This is a genomic window from Pseudonocardia sp. OZ21 (assembly GCF_059359135.1).
Genome location: NZ_JCADBN010000015.1, coordinates 175458 through 196346, shown reverse-complemented (window position 1 = coordinate 196346; position 20889 = coordinate 175458). Strand labels below are relative to the sequence as shown.

Below are 20889 nucleotides of genomic sequence, written 5' to 3'. Positions count from 1 at the left end.
GTCGCACCCCAGGCCGGGGTCCCCACCGTCACCAACACGGTGTCGATCCAGATCCGGGTCACCGTCCCCCTCGACACACTCCGCGGCACCTCCGAGGAACCCGGAGAGCTCGCCGGCTACGGCCCCATCCCCGCCGAGACCGCCCGCGAACTCGCCGCCGACCCCGACAGCGTCTGGCGACGGCTGGTCACCGACCCGCTCACCGGCGCATTACTGGACTACGGCACCACCCGCTACCGACCCCCACCCCACCCCACCTCACCGACCACGTCACCGCGCGCCACCAGTACTGCCAAGCCCCCGGCTGCCGGGTGCCCGCCGACCGCTGCGACCTCGACCACAACGTCCCCTTCGACCCCGACAGCAACCAGGGGTCCACGTCCGCGGCCAACCTGGGCCCGAAGTGCCGGCCCCACCACCGACTCAAAGCCATGCCGGGCTGGAGCGTCAGCCAGTACCCCGACGGATCGATCCTCTGGACCACACCCAGCGGCCACACCTACCGCGTCGACCCACCACCACTCACCGAACCCCGCCCCCGGAAGGAGGCCACAGCCACCATCGCCGACGAGCCACCGCCCTTCTGAGCGCGCAGCGACTCTGCACTGCGACCCACGGCCGACTTCACGACCGTCCGAGACGTACCGACGTTCGGCCGATGTGGCCGTGACCTCGCCGAGATCGGCAGAACGAGTAGCCGGGGCACGTCGGGCGGGCGGATCAGACGGGGCCCGTCGTCGAGCGTCCGACACCGATCCCAGCGCCCGGCCGTGGACGCGCGACAGCCGAGGCGCGCCGACCGGTCACCCGGGGCGGCTCGCGACCTGGCGTGCCAGGCGAGCAGGCATATGCCATCAAAGCGGATTCTCCGCTCGTACCAGCCGGTAGGGACAAGCCTGCCAATTGGCCTAATCGGGTGTCGGCGCGGGACCGAACAGAGCTACCCGGTTCCTCCATCCGGCGCAGCACGGCCGTTCCACCCACCGGGGGACCCGATGCGACACCCGCCCGCCCGCGCACGCCACGAGGACCCGGGGCACCGCCCGACGCGTCCACTGTGGTCACTTCGGCGCGGGGGTACCGGCCACCGGAGGTGCGATGATCACCGGAAACAACTCGCCGTGTCGACATGTCGCTATGTAGTGACGCGACGCACTAGGTGTTCGTTCCACACGACGGGATCCGTCAGGAAACAATTCCCGGACGAGCTGAGATAACGCAGGATCGGGTTCCTCACAGGTATCTGCTCTCGATCTCTGCCGGACCAAGAAAGCTCGGCGGGAATCCCGACCCCAGGGCAATGGAATGCTATGAGGAACCCGGTGTCCGGACAATACGAGAACACTCAGGGCAAGCCCAGGAGCCGGCCGTCCCCGCAGCCCCGCCCGGTCCGGTGTGCAGCCACGGGCCGAGCGCGGTCCCCCGGCGTCCACCAGCGCGGCCGGCTGCTCCGCCCGGTGCAGCACGACGCACGGGCCGGTGACGTGCCGTGCCGTGCGTCACGGCACCACGAGCCAGGTGGGCGCCGCACTCCGGCACGGGGTGCAGCCGGGGCAGTCCCTGCGCTGCCGCCGGCGGAGCGCATCGCGGTACCGAGAAACCCTCCGGCCCGGCTCGCAGGCATCGCCCGTGCAGCGATCTCGGGTCCATCACGGCGGACCGATGGTCGGTGGTGGGGCGCTGGGCAGTCGGGCGTGGCAGATGGGCGCTACCGCGACTCCGCAGGCGAGGCGCTGTGACCGGCACCACCCGCGTCGTCACCACAGACGCACCTCGGCCGCCGTCCCACCGGCCGGGCTGTTGTCCTCGTCCTCCGCCCGGAGCGTGAGCTGGAGGGCAGTGGCCCTGGCCAGCGCGCCGTAGACGTGGGCGACGGCCTGGGCCCGGGCGCGCGTGGCGTCGCCTGCGACCACGGCGGTGTGGATCTCATGGTGGCGCCGCAGCACCTCGACGCGGTCGGCGTCGCCGGTGGTGGCGAGCCACAGCAGGGGCCCCACCTCGGCCTGCATGCCGATCACCGCCCGGGTGAGGCGCGGGGACTGCGCTGCCGCCGCGAGCTCGACCTGGAAGCGCGACACGGCCCGGCGCCGCCCGGCGGCGTCGGTGGCGCGGTGCAACTCGGCCACGCTGTCGGTGATCAGGGCGACGTCCTGCTCGCCGGCACGGTGGGCGGCGAGCAGGGCGCTGGTGCCGCTGATCGCCGCATAGTGATCGGCCAGGTCACGCAGCTCCGACGGGCTCACCTCCCGCAGCCGCTCGCGGAGGAGCTCGGACGCCCCACCACGGACGTCCCGCACGAAGCTGCCGCCGTTGCGGCCCCGCCGGGTGACCACGAGACCTTGCTCGCGCAGTGTGGTGAGCGCCTCTCGAATGGTCACCGGGGAGACGCCGAAGGATTCGGCGAGGTCGCTCTCGCTGGGCAGGTGCTCGTCGGCGACGAGCAGACCCAGCCGGATACCCTCCGACAGCCGTCGCACGACCGCGTCGGCGCGCTTACTCACCTCAAGGGGGGCGAAGACCCCGGCTTTACCTCCAGCAGTCGGCGTGGGTCTGTCCCTGCGCACCTGACCGTTCCCCTCTGTACGCCCAGAGGTCAGACTGCCACGGCATTTGACTAAAAACATATAAACTCATAAGTTATCCTCGATAATCACTCGGAGGGGTGCGTGCCGTCAGCTGCTCGAACCGTCCCGGTCACGCCGCCGCAGCAAGCCGGCGAGATTCCGGCGATCTCCCTACGCGGCGTACGCAAGGAGTTCTCCGGTGGCGTGGTCGCCGTCCATGACCTGGACCTCGACATCGCCGAGGGCGAGTTCGTCACCCTCCTGGGCCCGTCGGGCTCGGGGAAGACCACGGTGCTGCGCCTCATCGCAGGCTTCGAGCAGCCCACTGCCGGCACCGTGCTGCTCCGCGACCGTGACGTCACCACGGCGCCGCCGTTCGACCGCGACGTGCACACCGTGTTCCAGGACTACGCGCTGTTCCCGCACCTGTCGGTGCTGCGCAACGTCGAGTACCCGCTGAGGATCGCGAAGGTCCCGCGCACCGAACGCCGGGAGCGTGCACTCGCCGCGCTGGCCACGGTGCGCCTGGAGGGACTGGCCGACCGGAGCACCACGGCGCTCTCGGGCGGCCAGCGGCAGCGTGTCGCGCTCGCCCGCGCGCTCGTGAACCGGCCGGCGGTGCTGCTGCTCGACGAGCCGCTCGGCGCGCTCGACCTCAAGCTGCGCGAGCAGATGCAGATCGAGCTCAAGGAGATCCAGCGGAGCTCGGGCATCACCTTCGTCTTCGTCACCCACGACCAGGACGAGGCCCTGACGCTGGCCGACCGGACAGTGGTGTTCTCCGAGGGACGGGTGGAGCAGGCCGGGTCACCCCAGGAGGTCTACGAGCGGCCAGCTTCGGCGTTCGTCGCCGGGTTCGTCGGCACCTCGAACGTGCTGGCCGGAGAGACCGCGAGCACCGTCCTCGGCCGTGAGGGCATCTGGAGCATCCGGCCGGAGAAGATCACCGTCACCGCGGTCGACCGGGAGGCCGCCGCCGGGTGGACGAGCACGGTCGGCGTGGTCGAGGAGCTGGTCTACACCGGCGCCACCACACGCTGCGTCGTCGCGGTCGAGGCGGGCGGAGTGCTCTCCGCGCTGCTGCTCAACGGAAGCGGCGACGGTGCGCCGCCGCTCGGCCGTGGGCAGACGGTCCGGCTCTCGTGGCAGCCCGAGCACGAGATCCCCCTCATGTGAGCCACCTCGGGGGGCGCCTGCCCACCGGGGGATCAAGAGTCGCGCCGTCGCCCGACCGCGCTGCGAGAGAACGGGAGAGAGAGATCCATATGAGATGTCAGACAGCGGTGCGTTCCGTTGCGCTGGTCGGAGCCATCGGGCTGGCACTCGCCGCGTGCGGCGGCAGTGACGACACGGCTCCGGTTCTGGACGACTCCCCGCCGGAGGCCAGCGCCTACGCCGGTCCGGTCGGGCAGGGCGAGGGCGCGCTGTCCGTGCTGGCCTGGCCGGGCTACGCCGAGGACGGGTCCACCGACCCGGCCGTCGACTGGGTCACCCCGTTCGAGCAGGCCACCGGCTGCCAGGTGACGGTCAAGGCGTTCGCCACCTCGGCCGAGGCCGTCCAGCTGTTCTCCACCGGTGAGTACGACGTGGTCTCGGCGTCCGGCGACGCGTCGCTGCGCCTCGTCTACGGCGACCGCGTGCAGCCGGTCAACACCGACCTCGTGCCCAACTACGCCGACATCCTCCCCGACCTGAAGAACAAGCCCTGGAACACGGTCGGCGGGAAGACCTACGGCATCCCCCACGGCCGTGGGGCGAACCTGCTCCTGTACAACCTCGCCACCCACCCCACCCCGCCCACCTCGTGGGCGGACATGTGGGAGCCGGGCTCCCCGGAGGCGGGCAAGATCAGCCCGTACAACGACGCGATCTACATCGCCGACGCCGCGGTCTACCTCATGGCCAAGCGCCCGGAGCTGGGGATCACCAACCCGTACGCGCTGGACCAGACGCAGTTCGACGCCGCGATCGCGCTGCTGCGCCAGCAGAAGCCGATGGTGGGGCAGTACTGGGGCGACTACGTGGCGCAGGGCCAGGGCCTTGCGTCCGGCACACTGACGGAGGCGCAGGGCTGGCAGCTCACCGCGAACTTCGCCAACACCGACGCCACCTCGGTGGGCACCACCAAGCCCATCGAGGGTGCGACCGGCTGGTCGGACACGTGGATGGTCAAGAAGGACACCCCGCACATCAACTGCGCGTACCAGTGGCTCAACCACATCGTCTCCCCCGAGGCGAACGCGCAGGTTGCGGAGTACTTCGGTGAGGCCCCGGCCAACACGAAGTCCTGCGCGCTGACCAAGAACCCCGACCACTGCACCCAGTACCACGCGCAGGAGACGGGCTTCTGGGACAACGTCTACTACTGGACCACTCCGATCGAGCAGTGCCTCGACGGTCGCCGGGACGTGGAGTGCATCGGCTACGACGAGTGGGTCCGGGCCTGGACCGAGCTCCAGAACAGCTGATCAACGCATAGCACCACCGGCGCCGGGTCTCGATCCGGCGCCGGCGATCGACCACCGCGGCCGGGCGCGCCCCCATCAACATGGGCACGCCCGGCCGCACCTCGCACCCGAGGAGGAACGACCCTGTCCAGCGTGACGAGCACCCCCGCGTCCCCCGCCCTGACGCGGCGCCTGCAGGCAGTGCTGCACCGCCGGCCCGGCCTACGGCTCACCGGCCTGCTCACGCCCGCGTTGGTCTGGCTCGGCCTCTTCTACATCGCGCCGCTGGCCCTGCTGCTGGCCACCGCGTTCTTCACCACCAACAGCTTCACAGGGCGCATCACCTACAAGTTCTCCACCGACAACGTCGTCGACGTCCTGACCACCCCGGAGTACCTGCTCAACGCCGTGCGGACCGTCGGGGTGGCCGCGAGCGTCACGCTGCTCTGCGCCCTGCTCGCGCTGCCGCTGGCGGCCTACATGGCCCTCGTGGCGCGCCCGCGCTCGCGGCCGGTGCTGCTGGCGCTGGTGCTCACCCCGCTGTGGGCGTCCTACCTGGTCAAGGTCTACGCGTGGCGAGTGTTGCTGGTGCCGGAAGGCGGGCTGCTCGGCTCCGCGAGCCCGGGCTACGGGTGGATCGCCGTCGTGCTGACGCTCACCTACCTCTGGCTGCCCTACATGGTCCTGCCGGTGTACGCGGGGATCAGCTCGATGCGCGGCTCGTTCCTGGAGGCCACCGCCGATCTCGGCGCCCGCCCCTGGACGTCGTTCCGCACAGTGGTGCTGCCCATGCTCGCGCCGTCGATCGCCGCCGGCTCGGTGTTCACGTTCTCGCTGTCGCTCGGCGACTACATCACCGTGCAGTTGGTCGGCGGCACCCACCAGATGCTGGGCAACCTGGTCTACCAGACGTTCTCGGTCGACCTCCCGTTCGCCGCGGCCGTCGCCATGCTGCCGCTGCTGGTGATGGCGGCCTACCTGCTGACGATCCGGCGCACCGGCGCCCTGTCCCAGCTCTGACACGAGGAGTGCAGCACCCGTGATCCTCTCCACCACGGCCCGCTGGCTGCTGCGTGCCGCCGCCGTCGGCGTCCTGACGTTCATCTACGTACCGCTGCTGCTGGTACTGCTCAACTCCTTCTCCACGAGCAGGGCCTACGCCTGGCCCCCACCGGGCCTCACGCTGCACTGGTGGCAGGTCGCCGTCACCAACGACGGCGTGCGCACGGCCCTGATCACGTCGGTGGAGGTGGCGGTACTGGCCGCGCTGATCGCCGTCGTGCTCGGCACCCTGGCGTCGATGGCGCTCACCCGCTACGAGTTCTTCGGCCGCGAGGCCGTGTCGCTGCTCGTCGTGCTGCCGATCGCGCTGCCGGGCATCGTCACGGGCATCGCGCTCAACACGCTGTTCACCCAGGTGCTGGGCGGGCTCACCTTCCTCACCCTCGTGGTGGGTCACGCCACGTTCTGCATCGTGATCGTGGTGAACAATGCCTCCGCGCGACTGCGCCGGATGTCGGGCACCGTGGAGGAGGCGTCGATGGACCTCGGCGCCACCCCGTGGACCACCTGGCGGCTCGTCACCTTCCCGGCGCTGCGCGGCGCACTCGTAGCCGGTGCGCTGCTGGCGTTCGCGCTCTCCTTCGACGAGATCATCGTCACCACGTTCACCGCCGGGCCGGGCATCCAGACCCTGCCCCTGTGGATCTTCCAGAACCTGTTCCGCCCCAACCAGCTGCCCGTGGTCAACGTCGCGGCCGCAGTGCTCGTCGTGATCTCGGTACTCCCGGTCTACCTGGCCAACCGACTGTCCGGTGACTCCGCCGGCGCAGTGACCAAGTAACGGCCATTACCTGCCCCTGAACTGAGAGGCCCCGTCATGCAGACGTTCCACAACATCGTCGACGGCAAGCCGGTGCCCGCGGCCGACGGTCGTACCCTCGACATCTCCGACCCCAAGACGGGCGAGGTGTACGCCACCTCCCCGCTCTCGGGGCCCGCCGACGTCGACGCGGCGTACCGGAGCGCGCGGCGCGCGTTCGACGAGGGCTGGCGCGACACCACGCCGGGCGAGCGGATGAGCGCGCTGCTCAAGATGGCCGACGCACTCGAGGCCCACGGCGACGAGCTCGTCGAGATCGAGGCGCGGGACACGGGCAAGCCCACCGGGCTGACGCTGTCGGAGGAGATCGGCCCCATGGCCGACCAGCTCCGGTTCTTCGCCGGGGCCGCGCGGCAGCTGGAGGGCCGCGCCTCCGGCGAGTACATGGCGGGCCACTCCTCGTCGATCCGGCGCGAGCCCCTCGGCGTGGTCGGCTCCATCACGCCGTGGAACTACCCGATGATGATGGCGATCTGGAAGATCGGCCCGGCACTCGCGGCGGGCAACACCATGGTGCTCAAGCCGTCGGACACCACACCGGCCGGCACCGTGCGGCTCGGTGAGATCTTCGCCGAGGTGCTGCCGCCCGGCGTGCTCAACGTCGTGTGCGGCGACCGGTCCACCGGCGTCGCGATGACCGAGAACCCGATCCCGGCGATGCTCGCGATCACCGGCAGCATCCCGGCCGGGAAGTCCGTGGCCGCCGCCGCGGCGTCCCGCGTCACCCGCGTGCACCTCGAGCTGGGCGGCAACGCGCCGGTCATCGTGTTCGACGACGCCGACGTGGCCGCGGCCGCTGCCGACATCGCCGTCGCCGGGTTCTTCAACGCCGGCCAGGACTGCACGGCCGCCACCCGCGTCATCGCCCACGCCGACGTGGCCGACGCGCTGGCGGAGGCGCTGGCCGCGGAGGCGGGCGGTGTCCTGTTCTCGCGCGACGAGCAGCCCGGCGCCGAAGACCTCTTCATCCCGCCGCTCAACAATCCCGACCAGCTCTCGAAGGTCTCGGGGCTGCTCGAGCGGCTGCCGTCGCACGCGCGGGTGCTCACGGGCGGCACCCCGGCGGAAGGCCCCGGCTGGTTCTACCCGCCGACCGTGGTGAGCGGCGTGGTGCAGGACGACGAGATCGTGCAGACCGAGGTCTTCGGGCCGGTGATCACCGTGCAGACGTTCACCGACGAGGACGAGGCCGTGGCGTACGCCAACGGCACGCCCTACGGCCTCGCGTCGAGTGTCTGGACGCGCGACCACTCCCGGACGATCCGGCTCTCGCGCGCCCTCGACTTCGGTTGCGTCTGGGTCAACTGCCACATCCCGCTGGTCGCGGAGATGCCGCACGGGGGCTTCAAGGAGTCCGGATACGGCAAGGACCTCTCGGGCTACTCGCTGGAGGACTACACCCGGATCAAGCACGTCATGAGCAAGTACTGAGCGGTCACGACGTCTGAGCGACGCCCCCGGTCAGAGGCCGGCCGTCCAGAGCAGCAGGTTCGGGGTGCCGTCGACGCCACCGCCGGCGATGACGCCCGGCGTCGCGTTGGCGACGATCCACTGCTCCACGGTGCGGCTGGGGGCGTCGCCGTACGTCTGCTTCACCAGCGCCGCCACCCCGGCGGCGTGCGGCGCGGCCATCGAGGTGCCCGTGTAGGACGCGCTGCCGCCGCCGGGAAAGGTCGAGACGATGCGCGTGCCCGGCGCGTAGAGGTCCACACAGCTACCGGTGGACGAGCCCGGGCCCCCGCGGTCGTCGATCGTCGAGTTGGCCACCACCAGCACGCCGCTCGATGCGCGTGGTGAGGCCTGGCAGTCGTTCCCGCCCGAATTGCCTGCGGACGAGGTCACGAAGACGCCCCTGTTCACCAGTTCCGTCACCGCGGCCGTGAGCACGTCCGACCGGGGGTAGCTCCACGACATGACGGCGACGGACGGGCCCCGCTGGTCCCTGGCCACGTAGTCGATGCCCGCGAGCAGCGACGACAAGGTGCCGGAGCCGCCACAGTCGAGCACCTTGACCGAGCGCAGGGACGCCTGCTTGGCCACCCCGTAGTCGCGGGACGCAGCGATCCCGGCCACCACGGTGCCGTGCCCGTCGCAGTCACCGCGCACGTTGTCGACCGTGTTCACCCCGTCGGTCGCCCGGCCCCCGAACTGCGGGTGGGTGGTGTCGATGCCGGTGTCGAGCACGTAGATGGTCACTCCCGCTCCGGTGGCCCGGGTGGTGTAGCGGCCGTCGAGCGGGAGGCCTCGCTGGTCGATGCGGTCGAGCCCCCAGTTGGGCGGGTCGGGCTGGGTGCCCTCGGTCAGGTCGCGGTAGGGGATCGCCCGCGGCTCGAGCGCACTCACCCGCCGGTCCTCCTCGACGCCGATCACTCCGGGCAGCCGGCGCAGCCGGTCGACCTGCAGCGGGTCGAGGCGGGCGGCGAAGCCAGCGAACGCGCGGTCGAAGGTGATGGTCGGCCGGACGGCGAGCTCCTTGGCCGCCGCCCCCGCATCGGCACTGCTGCGGGTGTGCACCACGTAGTCGGTCGTTCGGGCCGGCACGGGCTGGGCGGCCGCGCTGCCCGGGATCGTGGCGGCAGCGAGGGGCTGGATGGCGGCTACCACTACGGCGATCCACATGGGGAGGCGTGTCACGTGGAGCGACGGTACGGGCCTGAAACGCATGATGACAGAGACACGATTGGGTCAGATGTGATGGATGTGGCAGTTGTGGCGAACCCAGCGCGATGACCCTCCGGGTCGGTCACTGACCGGGTTGGAACGCTGCGCTGACCAGGCTCAGCACGTCCTGCTCGCCCAGACCCATGCTGCGCGCCAGCGCCACCAGCTCCGCGACCCGTTCCGCCACAGCGGCCTGACCGCGGGTGGCCGCGTCGGTGAGCACCGCGCCGCGGCCCCGTCGCAGGTCCACCAGCCCCTCGTCACGGAGACGCTGGTAGCCGCGGAGCACCGTGTGCAGGTTGATCCCCAGCGACTCGGCGACCTCCCGGGCAGGCGGCAGCTTCTCCCCCGCCGCCACCTGCCCTTCCGCGATCGCCCGTCGCACCGAGGCGGCCACCTGGTCGCCCAGCGGCACGGCGGACGTCGCATCGATGCGGATCAGCAACGGTTGTCGCCCGCCGGGGTGCGCCGCCGGTCGAGCTGGGTGTTCACCAGCGCCGCGGCCGTGGCCGCACCGGGGACGGTGATGAGGATCCGATGCCCGTTCGGCGTCCTCAGCCGCAGCACCTCCCCGCCTGCGGTCGCGCGGTAGCCGGAGAGCGCAGGCGTGTGGAACACGCCGTAGGTCGCCCGCGGCAGGGTGGACCGATCGAACGTGCCTGCCGTCGCCTCGACGACGTGCCGGAGCTCCACACCGACGAGCGCCTGCCGGAGCAGCGGCTGGACGACCTGAACGCCCTGCTCGTCGATGCGGACCCGAGCCCACGACTGCGCGGCAGCCGCGACCGCCGCGAGCGCGCTGAACGTGACGGCCAGGTAGCCGTACCCGGTGACGGCGAACCAGACCGCCAGCACGACCCAGACGACCGCGAAGACGAGCTTGCGACGGGAGAACACCGAGCGGGTCCACAAGGCGCGCTCGCCTGCCGCGAGCTGCAGGCGCGGTGCCGTCGCCCCGGGACCTTCCAGCGCGTCGGGCTGTTCCGGGCGGGGACCCATCGCCCACCACCCGGCGAGCGCGACGAGAGCCAGTACGGGCAGGACGACCGGCGCGGACGTCCACCACAGATCGGGCCGGACGGGCGGCCCGGCGAGATCCAGGTGACGCAGGACGAGCTGGATCTCGTAGCCCGCGATCAGGACCGACCCGACCCAGGTGCTCGCACCGATCCAGCGTTGCGCCGTCGGGATCCGGCGGCGCGCATACAGCCAGGCGGCGCCCCAGATCAGAGCGGCCACCGACCAGCCGATCCCCAGCCCGACCACCCTGGCCCAGGACATCGAGTCGTCGAACCCGCCCATGCCGTACGCCTGGTCCGGCAGCCGATGGACGAGCGCGGCGTACAGCCCCGCCGTCACCGCGCCGGCCACGACGGGCGGCACGAACGTGACCACCGCGCGCCGGCGCATGCCTCCGAGCTGATCAGTCATGATTGCCCCTCCTCATAACTTGTTTGCAAACAACTATAACAAGTTACGGATCAGGGGGCGAGAGGGTTCAGCGCATCCGGAGATCAGTTGGCGGCGTGGATCCCGACCTCGGTGGCCTTCACCGCGAACCACAGCCGCGCACCCGGCTCGACGGCCAGGTCGGCCACCGCAGCAGGAGTCACGTCGGCGGCCAGCCCGTCCACCCACGCCGGACCGCCCGGCACCGCGGCGGCCCGGAGCCGCACCACGTCACCGCGCGGCTCGATCGCCGCCAGCAGCACCGGGACCACGTTGCGCGGGCTGCCGTGCGGCCGCTCCACGAAGACCGCCACGGCCGACGGCGGGAACACCGCGACCGCGGGCTCACCGACCGCGGGACCGGAGTCCCCACTCTCGGAGCGGCCCACCACGACGACGCCGTCGGCCGTCAGCAGTCCCTCGGGGCAGGCGGTGCCCGGGACGAGGTCCAGCCCGGCGATCCGCGCGGTGAACGCACTGCGCGGACGGGCCAGCACCTCGCGGACGGGGCCGTGCTCCACCACCCGGCCCTCGGTCAGGACCACGACCCGGTCGGCCAGCACGAGCGCATCGAGCGCCGAGTGGGTGACCAGCACAGCGGTCTGCTTCGCCCCGCCGTCGCGATCGGCACCCCGGTCCCCACGCAGCACCCGGCCCAGCAGCGAGCGCATCGCGGGGGTCGCGTCGACGTCGAGCGCCGCCAACGGCTCGTCGAGCAGCAGCAGGCCGGGACCCGGCGCGAGCGCGCGGGCCAGTGCCACCCGCTGCTGCTGGCCGCCGGACATCCGGGCAGGCCGCCGGTCGGCCAGCTCCGCCACACCGACCGCGGCGAGCAGGTCGCGAGCCCGACGTTCCGCCTCGCGCCGGGGCACCCCCCGGGCACGCGGCCCGAAGGCCACGTTCCCGACGGCCGACAGGTGCGGGAAGAGCAGTGCCTGCTGCGCCAGCAACCCCACCCCGCGCCGGTGCGGGGGCACGTGCACCCGCGCGGCGGCGTCGGTCACCAGTTCGGCGCCGACCCGCACATACCCCGCATCCGGACGGAGCAGCCCCGCCAGCACCCCGAGCAGCGTCGACTTGCCCGAACCGTTCGGCCCGAGCACGGCCAGCACCTCGCCCGGATCGGCACCCAGCGTCACGTCGAGGGTGAACGCCGGACGCCGCACCACCACCCGCGCCTCCAGCCCACTCATCGCACGCCCTCGCTGCGCTCGGACGACGCTTCGCGCAGACGCTGCGACACCGGTTCACTCGCAAGCTCACTCACCGCACGCCCTCGCTGCCCTCGGACGACGCTTCGCGCAGACGCTGCGACACCGGTTCACTCGCAAGCTCACTCACCGCACGCCCTCGCTGCCCTCGGACGACGCTTCGCGCAGACGCTGCGACACCGGTTCACTCGCAAGCTCACTCACCGCACGCCCTCGCTGCCCTCGGACGACGCTTCACGCAGACGCTGCGACACCGGTTCACTCGCAAACTCACTCACCGGACACCCTGACCGGCCCGCGGCGCCGCCACCGCGATCACCCCGACGGTCACCACGACCAGCAGCAGGGACAGCGCCACCGCGGCTTCCACGTCGGTCTCCCGCAGCTGGTAGACCAGCAACGGCAACGTCTGCGTGGTGCCCTGGAGGCTTCCGGCGAAGGCGACCGTCGCCCCGAACTCACCCAGGCACCGGGCGAAGGCCAGCACCGCACCCGAGGCGAGGCCGGGCAGCACCAGTGGCACCGTCACCCGCCGGAAGGCCAGCCCGGGCGACGCGCCGAGGGTGGCCGCCACCGCCTCGTAACGCCGGCCTGCGGTGCGCAGCGACCCCTCCAGGCTGACGACGAGGAACGGCAGCGCGACGAACGTCTGCGCCAGCACCACCGCCGCCGTGGTGAACGGGATCGTCACGCCGAACGCCACGTCCAGCCCGCGCCCCACCAGCCCGGTGCGCCCGAGCAGATACAGCAGCGCCAGTCCACCCACGACGGGGGGCAGCACCAGCGGCAGCAGCACCACCGAACGCACCAGCCGGAGGCCACGCAGCCTGCCCCTCGCCAGCACCACCGCGAGCGGGCCACCGAACACGATGCAGAGGACCGTCGAGATCCCCGCCGTCGTCAGCGAGAGCCGCAGCGCGTCGAGCGAGGCGGCGGTGACCAGCTGCTCCGGCAGCTTCGGCCAGTCGGCCTTGAGCGCGAGCCCGAGCACGGGCAGTGCGATCAGCGCGAAGGCCAGCCCGGCGGGCACCCACAGCAGGCGGGGCACCCCGACGCCGGACTCGTGGTCGTCGGGGCGACGCCTCGCGGACGCCTCGCCGGGAACTGTGATCACGGCGTCCCGAAGCCCGCCGCCTGCAGCGCCTTCCGGCCCTGCTCACCGGTCACCGTGCTCACGAACGACCGCGCGAGCTCGGCCTGCGGGGCGTTCTCGATCACGGCGATCGGGTAGTCGGTGGTGGCCTGCGTGGCCTCCGGGAACGTCACGCCCTGGACCGCGGACCCCGCGGAGGCGACGTCGGTGACGTAGACGAGGCCCGCGTCGGCGTTGCCGGTGGTGACCTTGCCGAGGACGTTCTTGACGTCGGTCTCCTCACTCACCGGCTTGATGTCCACGCCGGTGGCGGTCTCCACCTTCTGGGCGGCGGCGCCGCAGGGCACCTGCGGGGCGCAGACGACGACCTTGAGGTCGGGCTTCGTGAGGTCGGCGAAGGACGTGATGCCCTTCGGGTTGCCCGGCACGGTCGCGATCTCCAGGACGTTGGTGGCGAAGACCGTGGGCGACCCGTCCGCGAGCCCGGCGTCGGTGACCGTCTTCATCGTGGCATCACTCGCCGAGGCGAACACGTCGGCAGGTGCCCCGTTGACGATCTGCTGCGCGAGGTCGGACGAGCCGCCGTAGCTGAGCACGACGTCCACGCCGGGGTTGTCGGTCTCGAACTGCTTCTCCAGCTCGCCGAACGACTCGGTCAGCGACGCCGCGGCGAAGACGGTGAGGGTGCGCTGCTCCGGCGCGGCGGGCGCCCCGGCGTCCGTACCGCTCGGCTCGCCGCCGCACCCGGCCAGCAGCACCAGCCCCGCTGCCGCCGCGACGATGAGCAGCCGCGTTCTCATGAGCTTCCCCCGGGGGTCTCGATGACGACGGTCGTCGACTTGATCACCGCCACGGCCAGGGCACCCGGCTCGAGACCCAGCTCCCGCACCGCCTCCGTGGACATCAGGGACACGACCCGGTGCGGCCCGCACTGCATCTCCACCTGGGCCATCACCCGGTCCGTGATCACCGCCGTCACCAGCCCGACCAGCCGGTTGCGCGCCGAGCTCTGCACACCCGACGGGTCGGGCGGGGTGTGCGCGTGGTCGCGGGCGAACGCGGCGAGCGCCGCTCCGTCGATCACCTTGCGGTTCGACGCGTCCGGCTGGACGGGAAGGGTCCCTGCATCGACCCAGCGACGGACTGTGTCGTCGCTGACCCCCAGCAGTCGGGCGGCGTCGGAAATCCTGAACTGCGGCACATGGCAGATCCTAGATCCGCGAATGCGACATTGCCCACTGTGGGGTCGTGCTGTGGTTGGCTCCAGGCCGTGGACTTCGAACCCAGCGCCGTCGCTGCCGACCTCACGAAGCGCATGCGCGCGTTCCTCGACGAGAAGGTGCTGCCGGCGGAGGCCGGGTACGAGGCGTTCCGCGCCGAGCGCCGTGGCACCCCGCAGGAGTGGGACCTGCCGCCCGTGGTCGAGGAGCTGAAGACGGAGGCCCGCAGCCGGGGTCTGTGGAACCTCTTCCTGCCGAGCGTCTCCGGCCTGTCCAACGTCGACTACGCCGCGGTGGCCGAGGTCTCCGGCTGGTCGCCGGTGATCGCGCCCGAGGCGATCAACTGCCAGGCCCCCGACACCGGGAACATGGAGACCCTGCACCTGTTCGGCACGCCGGAGCAGAAGGAGCAGTGGCTCGCACCGCTGCTGGAGGGCGAGATCCGCTCGGCGTTCGCGATGACCGAGCCCGACGTCGCCTCCTCCGACGCGAGGAACGTGCAGACCAGCATCCGGCGCGACGGCGACGAGTACGTGATCTCCGGCCGGAAGTGGTGGATCTCCGGGTCGGCCGACGAGCGCTGCCGGATCTTCATCGTGATGGGCAAGACCGACCCCGACGCCGCCGCCCACCGCCAGCAGTCGATGGTGCTGGTGCCCCGCGACACCCCGGGCCTGGAGATCGTGCGGCACCTGCCGACGTTCGGCTACCAGGACCAGCACGGCCACTCCGAACTGCTGCTCCGCGACGTGCGCGTGCCGGTCACGAACCTGCTCGGCGAGGAGGGCGGCGGCTTCGCGATCGCGCAGGCGCGGCTGGGCCCTGGCCGGATCCACCACTGCATGCGCCTGATCGGGATGGCCGAGCGCGCCATCGACCTCATGGTGCGCCGCGCCCGGTCCCGCGTCGCGTTCGGACGCCCGCTGGCCGACCAGGGCGTCGTCCGTGAGCAGATCGCTCGGTCGCGGATCGAGGTGGAGCAGGCCCGGCTGCTGGTGCTCAAGACCGCCTGGCTGATCGACAGGTACGGCTCCAAGGGCGCGGCCACCGAGATCGCCGCGATCAAGGTGGTGTGCCCGCAGATCGCGTGCGACGTGATCGACCGCGCGATCCAGATCCACGGCGGGGCCGGGATGAGCGACGATCTTCCGCTCGCGTACTTCTACACGTGGGCGCGGGCACTGCGGCTCGCCGACGGCCCCGACGAGGTGCACATGCGCACCGTCGCCCGCCAGGAGCTCGGACGGCACGACTGACCCCGGACCGGCGGACCCGGCAAGGCTCACCTTTCGGGCAGCGCACCGGCCCGGGTCACCAGCAGGTACGGAGCTGATCGCTGATCTGATCCGCAACTGCGGATTCCCGCAAAAGCCCAGATCACGGCCCCGTTTCGGCCCCTCTGAGACGGTTACGCTTGTCGTGTGACGGCATCCGAGCTAGGCCTCCCCGCAGTGCGGCGGCCCGTCTCCCGAGACCCGGCCCGCCCTGCCGATCCGCGCCTCGTCGACACGTTCGGCAGGGTCGCCACCGACCTGCGGATCTCACTGACCGACCGCTGCAACCTGCGCTGCTCCTACTGCATGCCGGCAGAGGGCCTCGACTGGATGCCGCGCGAGGAGCAGCTCACCGACGACGAGCTGATGCGGTTGATCGCCATCGCGGTGCGCGACCTCGGCGTCGAGGAACTGCGTTTCACCGGCGGCGAGCCACTGCTGCGCCGGGGGCTCGAGGGCCTCATCGCGGCATCGGCAGCGCTGGAACCGCGCCCGGACATCTCGCTCACCACCAACGGCATCGGCCTGGCGCGCCGGGCGGAGTCGCTGGCCGCGGCCGGGGTCAACCGGTTGAACGTCTCGATGGACACGCTGCAGCAGGAGCGGTTCGCCACGATCACGCGGCGCGACCGGCTCTCCGACGTCCTCGACGGCCTCGCCGCGGCACGCGCCGCGGGCCTCGGCCCCGTCAAGATCAACACCGTGCTGCTGCGCGGCATGAACGACGACGAGGCGGTCCCGCTCCTGCGCTTCGCCGTCGACCACGGCTACGAGCTGCGGTTCATCGAGCAGATGCCGCTCGACGCGCAGCACGGCTGGACACGCACGGAGATGATCACGGCGGGCGAGATCATGGAGCGCCTCCGCGAGGGCTTCGAGCTCACCCCCGACCCCACCGAGCGCGGCGGCGCCCCCGCCGAGCGCTGGCTGGTGGACGGCGGACCGGCCGTGGTCGGCGTCATCGCCTCCGTCACCCGCCCGTTCTGCGGGGCCTGCGACCGCACCCGGCTCACCGCCGACGGCCAGATCCGGTCGTGCCTGTTCGCGCGCACCGAGACCGACCTGCGGGCGATGCTCCGCGGCGGCACCACCGACGCCGAGATCGCCGACGTCTGGCGGCAGGCCATGTGGGGCAAGCTCGCCGGACACGGCATCGACGACCCCGGCTTCCTGCAGCCGGACCGCCCCATGAGCGCGATCGGCGGGTGAGGAGGATGGCCGGGGTGTACGCCACCACCACGACGACAACCACGCGCGTCACCGTCCGCTACTTCGCCGCGGCCCGCGCAGCCGCCGGCACGGAGACCGAACCGGTGGAGCTGCCTGGCGACGCCACCGTCGACGACGTGGTCACCGCCCTCCGGGACCGGCACGGCGCCGAGCTCGCACGGGTGCTCGAACGCTGCAGCTTCCTGCTCGACGAGGTCGCTGTGCGCGACCGCTCCACGCCCCTGTCCGACGGCGCCACGCTCGACGTCCTGCCCCCGTTCGCCGGGGGCTGAACCCGCCGCGGTGGCCGCCGCGCACTGTCATGTTGATCACGTTTATCGGCCGTCACCTCGTCCCGAGATCCGCAGTTGAGCGGGTGATATCGGGGAGAGGCGGGCGTCGTCGTACATGGGTAGACACAGCAGGCAGAAGGTTCGTCCGTGGACGGGCGCAGGCCGGGTCGCGGTACTGACCGGAGCGGTGGGCGTGGGGGTGCTCGGGCTGGCGTCCTCGCCCATGACCGGCCTCGCCACGGCCGCCACCCCGGGTTCCGCCGCGGCCACCGAGGGGACCACCCCGGCCGGCGACGCGGCGGAACTCGTGGACGGCACGCCCTGCACCGTCACGGCCGAGGCGTGTGTCGACCTGGCCCACAACCAGGCGTGGCTCATCCAGGACGGCCACGTCGTGCGGGGGCCGGTGCAGATCACCCACGGCGCCCCGGGCCAGGAGACCCCTCCCGGCACGTTCACCGTGCAGCGCAAGGACCAGGACCACCGCAGCGCGGAGTACAACAACGCCCCGATGCCGTACTCCGTGTTCTTCGCCCCCGGCGGGATCGCGTTCCACGAGGGCAGCTTGGCGAGCAGTCGGCGGGCTGCGTGCACCTGTCGCACGACGACGCGGTGGCGTGGTTCGACACCCTGGAGGTCGGCGACGAGGTGCAGATCCGCTGAGGCTCCTCGGGGTGCCGGCCCTTACTTCCTGATCACCACCTTGAGCGCGTTGTTCGCGCCCGCGTCCGCGAAGGTGTCGTAGGCCGACAGCATGTCGCCCAGCGCGAACTCGTGGGTGCCGAACAGCTCGCCCGCGATCTTCCCGGACTGCACGAGCTTCATGAGCATCGGCACGGTGGTGCCGTCGACGAGCCCGGTCGTGATCGTGATGTTCTTGATCCACAGGTCCTCGAGGTGCAGCGTGGTGGGTGCGCCGTGCACGCCCACGTTGGCGACCACGCCCCCGGGCCGGACCACGCGGGTGCAGAGGTCGAAGGTCTCGGGGATCCCGACGGCCTCGATCGCGACGTCGGCTCCGAGCCCGTCGTCGGTCAGGGAGCCGATCAGCGCCTCGACGTCGGCACCGCGGGAGTTGAGGACGTGGTCGGCACCGAACCGGGTGGCGTGGTCCAGCCGTGAGTCGGCGACGTCGACGGCCACCACCGTGGCGGCGCCCGCGAGCTGGGCGGTCTGGATCGCGGCCAGGCCGACCGGCCCCGCTCCGACGACCACCACCACGTCTCCCGGCTTCACCCGGCCGTTGCGGACGCCCACCTCGTAGCCGGTGGGCAGGATGTCGGTGAGGAACAGCACCTGCTCGTCGGTCACGCCGTCGGGCACCTTGTGCACGCTCGTCTCGGCGAAGGGCACCCGCGCGTACTCGGCCTGCGTGCCGTCGATCAGGTGGCCGAAGATCCAGCCGATGCCGCCGGTGGCCTGGCAGTGGCTCGGTGTCCCGCGCTTGCAGTAGGCGCATCGGCCGCAGGACGTGATGGCGGGGACGATCACGCGGTCGTCGACCTTGAGGCCGCTCACCGCCGTGCCGACGGCGACGATCGTGCCCACCGCCTCGTGGCCGAGGATGCGGCCCTGCTCCACGGTGGGCACGTCACCTTTGAGGATGTGCAGGTCCGTCCCGCAGATCGTCGTCGTGTCGATCTGCACGACGACGTCGGTCGGGTCCACGGGCTTCGGATCGGCGACGGTGTCCCAGGACTTCTGACCGGGACCGTGGTAGACGAGCGCCTTCATCGGCTTCTCCTCGCGACGGAGCCCCGTCACGGCTGTGACGGCGCTCACCGACGCTAGGCCGCTCCGGTGGGCTCGCCGTCTCAATCTGACACGGCACCGCCGACCGCCGGGGCGGTGTGCGCGGCGAGCAGCGCGTGGGCGACCGCGCGGGAGACCACGTCGGCCGCCGCGGCGTGCAGCGTGAGGAACGCGAGCGGCGCGGGGGGTGGGCCGGTGGCGACGGAGAGCCCGAAGACCACGGCATCGTCGGAGCCGGTCTCCGGAGGGGCGAGTGCGCGCGTGAGCCCGTCGTGGCCCATCGTGGCCAGCCGGGTGCAGCCCGCCTTGTCGAGCGTGACGTCGGTGGCCACCACCACGAGCGTCGTCGCCGGGCCCGGCGACGACGCCGCGGGCCCGGCCGGATCGACGACGGGGTCGGCGAACTCGCCCGGCAGCCCGGCCCGCGCGCCGTGGAGCGTCCCCGACACCGGGTCGACGGCCGACCCCACGGAGTCGACGACGACGAGCGCGGCCACCACGGAGCCGTCGTCGAGCACCGCGCTGGCAGTGCCCACACCGCCCTTCAGGCTGCCGGCGACCGCGCCCGTCCCCGCTCCGACGGACCCCTGGGCGACCGCCCCGGCGCTCGCGTCGTCGAACGCGGCAGTGCCGGTAGCTCCGTCCGGCCGGGACCCGTGGTCACCACCGCGCCCCAGGTCGGGCACGGCCGCGGCCGGCACGATCGGCACCACCCCGCCGGGCACCGCGAACCCCGCGGCCGCCGCTTCCAGCCGCCGCATCACGCCGTCCACCGCGGCCAGCCCGTATGCCCCACCGCCGGTGAGCACGACGGCGTGCACCCGTTGCACGGTCCGGACCGGATCGAGCAGGTCGGTCTCGCGCGTCCCCGGCGGGGCGCCGCGGACGTCGATACCGGCGACGGCCCCGTCCGGCGGGGCGACCACGACCGTGACGCCGCTTCGCGCCTCCGGCCCGGTCGCGGAGGCGTGTCCGACCCGCAGACCCGGCACGTCGGTCAGTGCGTTGAGCGGTCCGGTGCGCATGAGCGGTCATCCTGATCCCCGTGGCCGTTTCCCGCCAGCACGGTGTCCGCGGATCGCCGACAGTGGAACCATGAGTACCGCTGCACCGGAAGGCACCCGGGACCGGCTGGACAGCCTGGACTGGAGGGCGCTGCAGGAGCGCCTCGACGTCGACGGCGTCGCCACCACCCCGCCGCTGCTGTCACCCGAGCAGTGCGGCGAGGTGGTCGCGATGTTCGACGAGGACGAGCGGTTCCGCAGCACTGTCGTGATGGCCCGGCACGCGTTCGGCGAGGGCAGCTACCGCTACTTCGCCGATCCGCTCCCACCGCTGGTGCAGGCGCTGCGCGAGCACCTCTACCCATCGCTGGCCGCCGTCGCCAACCGGTGGGCCGAGCTCCTCGGCGAGCGCACGTTCCCCACCGGGCTGGACGACCTGCTGGGCGAGTGCGCGGCGCTGGGCCAGCACCGGCCCACCCCGCTGGTGCTGCGCTACGGCCCGGGCGGCTACAACTGCCTGCACCAGGACGTCTACGGCGACCTGACGTTCCCGCTGCAGTTCCTGGTGATGCTCAGCCGGCCCGACGAGGACTTCACCGGCGGCGAGAGCGTGTTCGTCGAGCAGCGGCCCCGGCAGCAGTCCCGCCCGGTGGTGCTGCGACCCCGGCAGGGCGAGGCGGTGATCTTCCCGGTACGGAACCGGCCGAAGCTCGGCTCGCGGGGCCACCACCGCGTGCAGATGCGGCACGGCGTGAGCGCCGTGCACAGCGGGAACCGGCACGTGCTGGGCATCATCTTCCACAACGCGCGCTGACGGCCGGCGCGGCACA

At 72.0% G+C, this 20889-nt stretch carries 21 protein-coding genes; 11 read left to right on the top strand and 10 right to left on the bottom strand.

Features of this window, described 5'->3' with window-relative positions; genetic code table 11:
- The first annotated feature begins 311 nt into the window (after nt 1-311).
- Complete coding sequence (locus tag AC5L35_RS29210) at nt 312-587, top strand: HNH endonuclease signature motif containing protein (RefSeq protein ID WP_495062932.1); 276 nt, start codon at nt 312-314, stop codon at nt 585-587.
- A 1170-nt stretch (nt 588-1757) separates the two neighbouring features.
- Here the strand turns inward: AC5L35_RS29210 and AC5L35_RS29205 are convergent.
- Complete coding sequence (locus AC5L35_RS29205; protein ID WP_495062931.1) at nt 1758-2501, bottom strand: FadR/GntR family transcriptional regulator; 744 nt, start codon at nt 2499-2501, stop codon at nt 1758-1760.
- A 165-nt stretch (nt 2502-2666) separates the two neighbouring features.
- Here AC5L35_RS29205 and AC5L35_RS29200 point away from each other — a divergent pair, with 165 nt between their 5' ends.
- The 5 genes from AC5L35_RS29200 to AC5L35_RS29180 all read left to right on the top strand — a co-directional run bounded on the left by AC5L35_RS29200 (nt 2667) and on the right by AC5L35_RS29180 (nt 8324).
- Nucleotides 2667-3740, top strand: a complete 1074-nt coding sequence (locus tag AC5L35_RS29200) for an ABC transporter ATP-binding protein (RefSeq protein WP_495062930.1) — start codon at nt 2667-2669, stop codon at nt 3738-3740.
- Between the two features lie 107 nt (nt 3741-3847).
- The gene (locus AC5L35_RS29195) at nt 3848-5032 is read left to right on the top strand and encodes an extracellular solute-binding protein (RefSeq protein ID WP_495062929.1); all 1185 of its coding nucleotides are present in this window, start codon (nt 3848-3850) and stop codon (nt 5030-5032) included.
- Between the two features lie 132 nt (nt 5033-5164).
- Nucleotides 5165-6031: an ABC transporter permease gene (locus tag AC5L35_RS29190; protein WP_495062928.1), complete on the top strand. Its 867-nt coding sequence runs from the start codon at nt 5165-5167 to the stop codon at nt 6029-6031.
- A gap of 19 nt (nt 6032-6050) precedes the next feature.
- A complete protein-coding gene (locus AC5L35_RS29185) occupies nt 6051-6854 on the top strand; it encodes an ABC transporter permease (protein WP_495062927.1) in 804 nt (267 codons plus the stop codon).
- A 36-nt stretch (nt 6855-6890) separates the two neighbouring features.
- A complete protein-coding gene (locus AC5L35_RS29180) occupies nt 6891-8324 on the top strand; it encodes an aminobutyraldehyde dehydrogenase (protein WP_495062926.1) in 1434 nt (477 codons plus the stop codon).
- Between the two features lie 30 nt (nt 8325-8354).
- On the opposite strand, the gene AC5L35_RS29175 is transcribed toward AC5L35_RS29180, so the two are convergent.
- The 7 genes from AC5L35_RS29175 to AC5L35_RS29145 form a co-directional block, all read right to left on the bottom strand.
- Nucleotides 8355-9527 (bottom strand): S8 family peptidase, encoded by a 1173-nt coding sequence (locus tag AC5L35_RS29175; RefSeq protein WP_495062925.1) that lies wholly within the window; start codon nt 9525-9527, stop codon nt 8355-8357.
- A 109-nt stretch (nt 9528-9636) separates the two neighbouring features.
- Complete coding sequence (locus AC5L35_RS29170) at nt 9637-9999, bottom strand: GntR family transcriptional regulator (protein WP_495062924.1); 363 nt, start codon at nt 9997-9999, stop codon at nt 9637-9639.
- Nucleotides 9993-10985: a hypothetical protein gene (locus AC5L35_RS29165; RefSeq protein ID WP_495062923.1), complete on the bottom strand. Its 993-nt coding sequence runs from the start codon at nt 10983-10985 to the stop codon at nt 9993-9995. Before AC5L35_RS29165 ends, AC5L35_RS29170 begins: the two co-directional genes overlap by 7 nt.
- An 83-nt stretch (nt 10986-11068) precedes the next feature.
- Nucleotides 11069-12196 carry a sulfate/molybdate ABC transporter ATP-binding protein gene (locus AC5L35_RS29160; RefSeq protein ID WP_495062922.1) on the bottom strand — a complete coding sequence of 376 codons (1128 nt, stop codon included), beginning with the start codon at nt 12194-12196 and terminating at the stop codon, nt 11069-11071.
- Between the two features lie 292 nt (nt 12197-12488).
- Nucleotides 12489-13325: an ABC transporter permease gene (locus AC5L35_RS29155; RefSeq protein ID WP_495062937.1), complete on the bottom strand. Its 837-nt coding sequence runs from the start codon at nt 13323-13325 to the stop codon at nt 12489-12491.
- The gene (modA, locus tag AC5L35_RS29150; protein WP_495062921.1) at nt 13325-14107 is read right to left on the bottom strand and encodes a molybdate ABC transporter substrate-binding protein; all 783 of its coding nucleotides are present in this window, start codon (nt 14105-14107) and stop codon (nt 13325-13327) included. Before modA ends, AC5L35_RS29155 begins: the two co-directional genes overlap by 1 nt.
- A complete protein-coding gene (locus tag AC5L35_RS29145) occupies nt 14104-14508 on the bottom strand; it encodes a TOBE domain-containing protein (RefSeq protein WP_495062920.1) in 405 nt (134 codons plus the stop codon). Before AC5L35_RS29145 ends, modA begins: the two co-directional genes overlap by 4 nt.
- 69 nt (nt 14509-14577) lie before the next feature.
- On the opposite strand from AC5L35_RS29145, the gene AC5L35_RS29140 reads away from it, so the two are divergent.
- From AC5L35_RS29140 to AC5L35_RS29125, 4 genes are all read left to right on the top strand, one after another.
- Nucleotides 14578-15783, top strand: coding sequence for an acyl-CoA dehydrogenase family protein (locus tag AC5L35_RS29140; protein ID WP_495062919.1), 1206 nt, complete (start codon nt 14578-14580; stop codon nt 15781-15783).
- Between the two features lie 165 nt (nt 15784-15948).
- Entirely contained in the window at nt 15949-17010 is a 1062-nt protein-coding gene (gene moaA / locus AC5L35_RS29135; RefSeq protein ID WP_495062918.1) for a GTP 3',8-cyclase MoaA, read from the top strand.
- A gap of 5 nt (nt 17011-17015) precedes the next feature.
- The gene (locus AC5L35_RS29130) at nt 17016-17303 is read left to right on the top strand and encodes a MoaD/ThiS family protein (protein ID WP_495062917.1); all 288 of its coding nucleotides are present in this window, start codon (nt 17016-17018) and stop codon (nt 17301-17303) included.
- Nucleotides 17304-17418: 115 nt separating this feature from the next.
- The gene (locus AC5L35_RS29125) at nt 17419-18048 is read left to right on the top strand and encodes a L,D-transpeptidase (protein WP_495062916.1); all 630 of its coding nucleotides are present in this window, start codon (nt 17419-17421) and stop codon (nt 18046-18048) included.
- On the opposite strand, the gene AC5L35_RS29120 is transcribed toward AC5L35_RS29125, so the two are convergent.
- Complete coding sequence (locus tag AC5L35_RS29120; protein WP_495062915.1) at nt 17988-19085, bottom strand: zinc-binding dehydrogenase; 1098 nt, start codon at nt 19083-19085, stop codon at nt 17988-17990. The two genes, AC5L35_RS29125 and AC5L35_RS29120, sit on opposite strands and share 61 nt — an antisense overlap.
- A 32-nt stretch (nt 19086-19117) precedes the next feature.
- Entirely contained in the window at nt 19118-20080 is a 963-nt protein-coding gene (locus AC5L35_RS29115; RefSeq protein WP_495062914.1) for a P1 family peptidase, read from the bottom strand.
- A 70-nt stretch (nt 20081-20150) separates the two neighbouring features.
- Here AC5L35_RS29115 and AC5L35_RS29110 point away from each other — a divergent pair, with 70 nt between their 5' ends.
- Nucleotides 20151-20873, top strand: a complete 723-nt coding sequence (locus AC5L35_RS29110) for a 2OG-Fe(II) oxygenase (protein WP_495062913.1) — start codon at nt 20151-20153, stop codon at nt 20871-20873.
- Nucleotides 20874-20889: the final 16 nt, after the last annotated feature.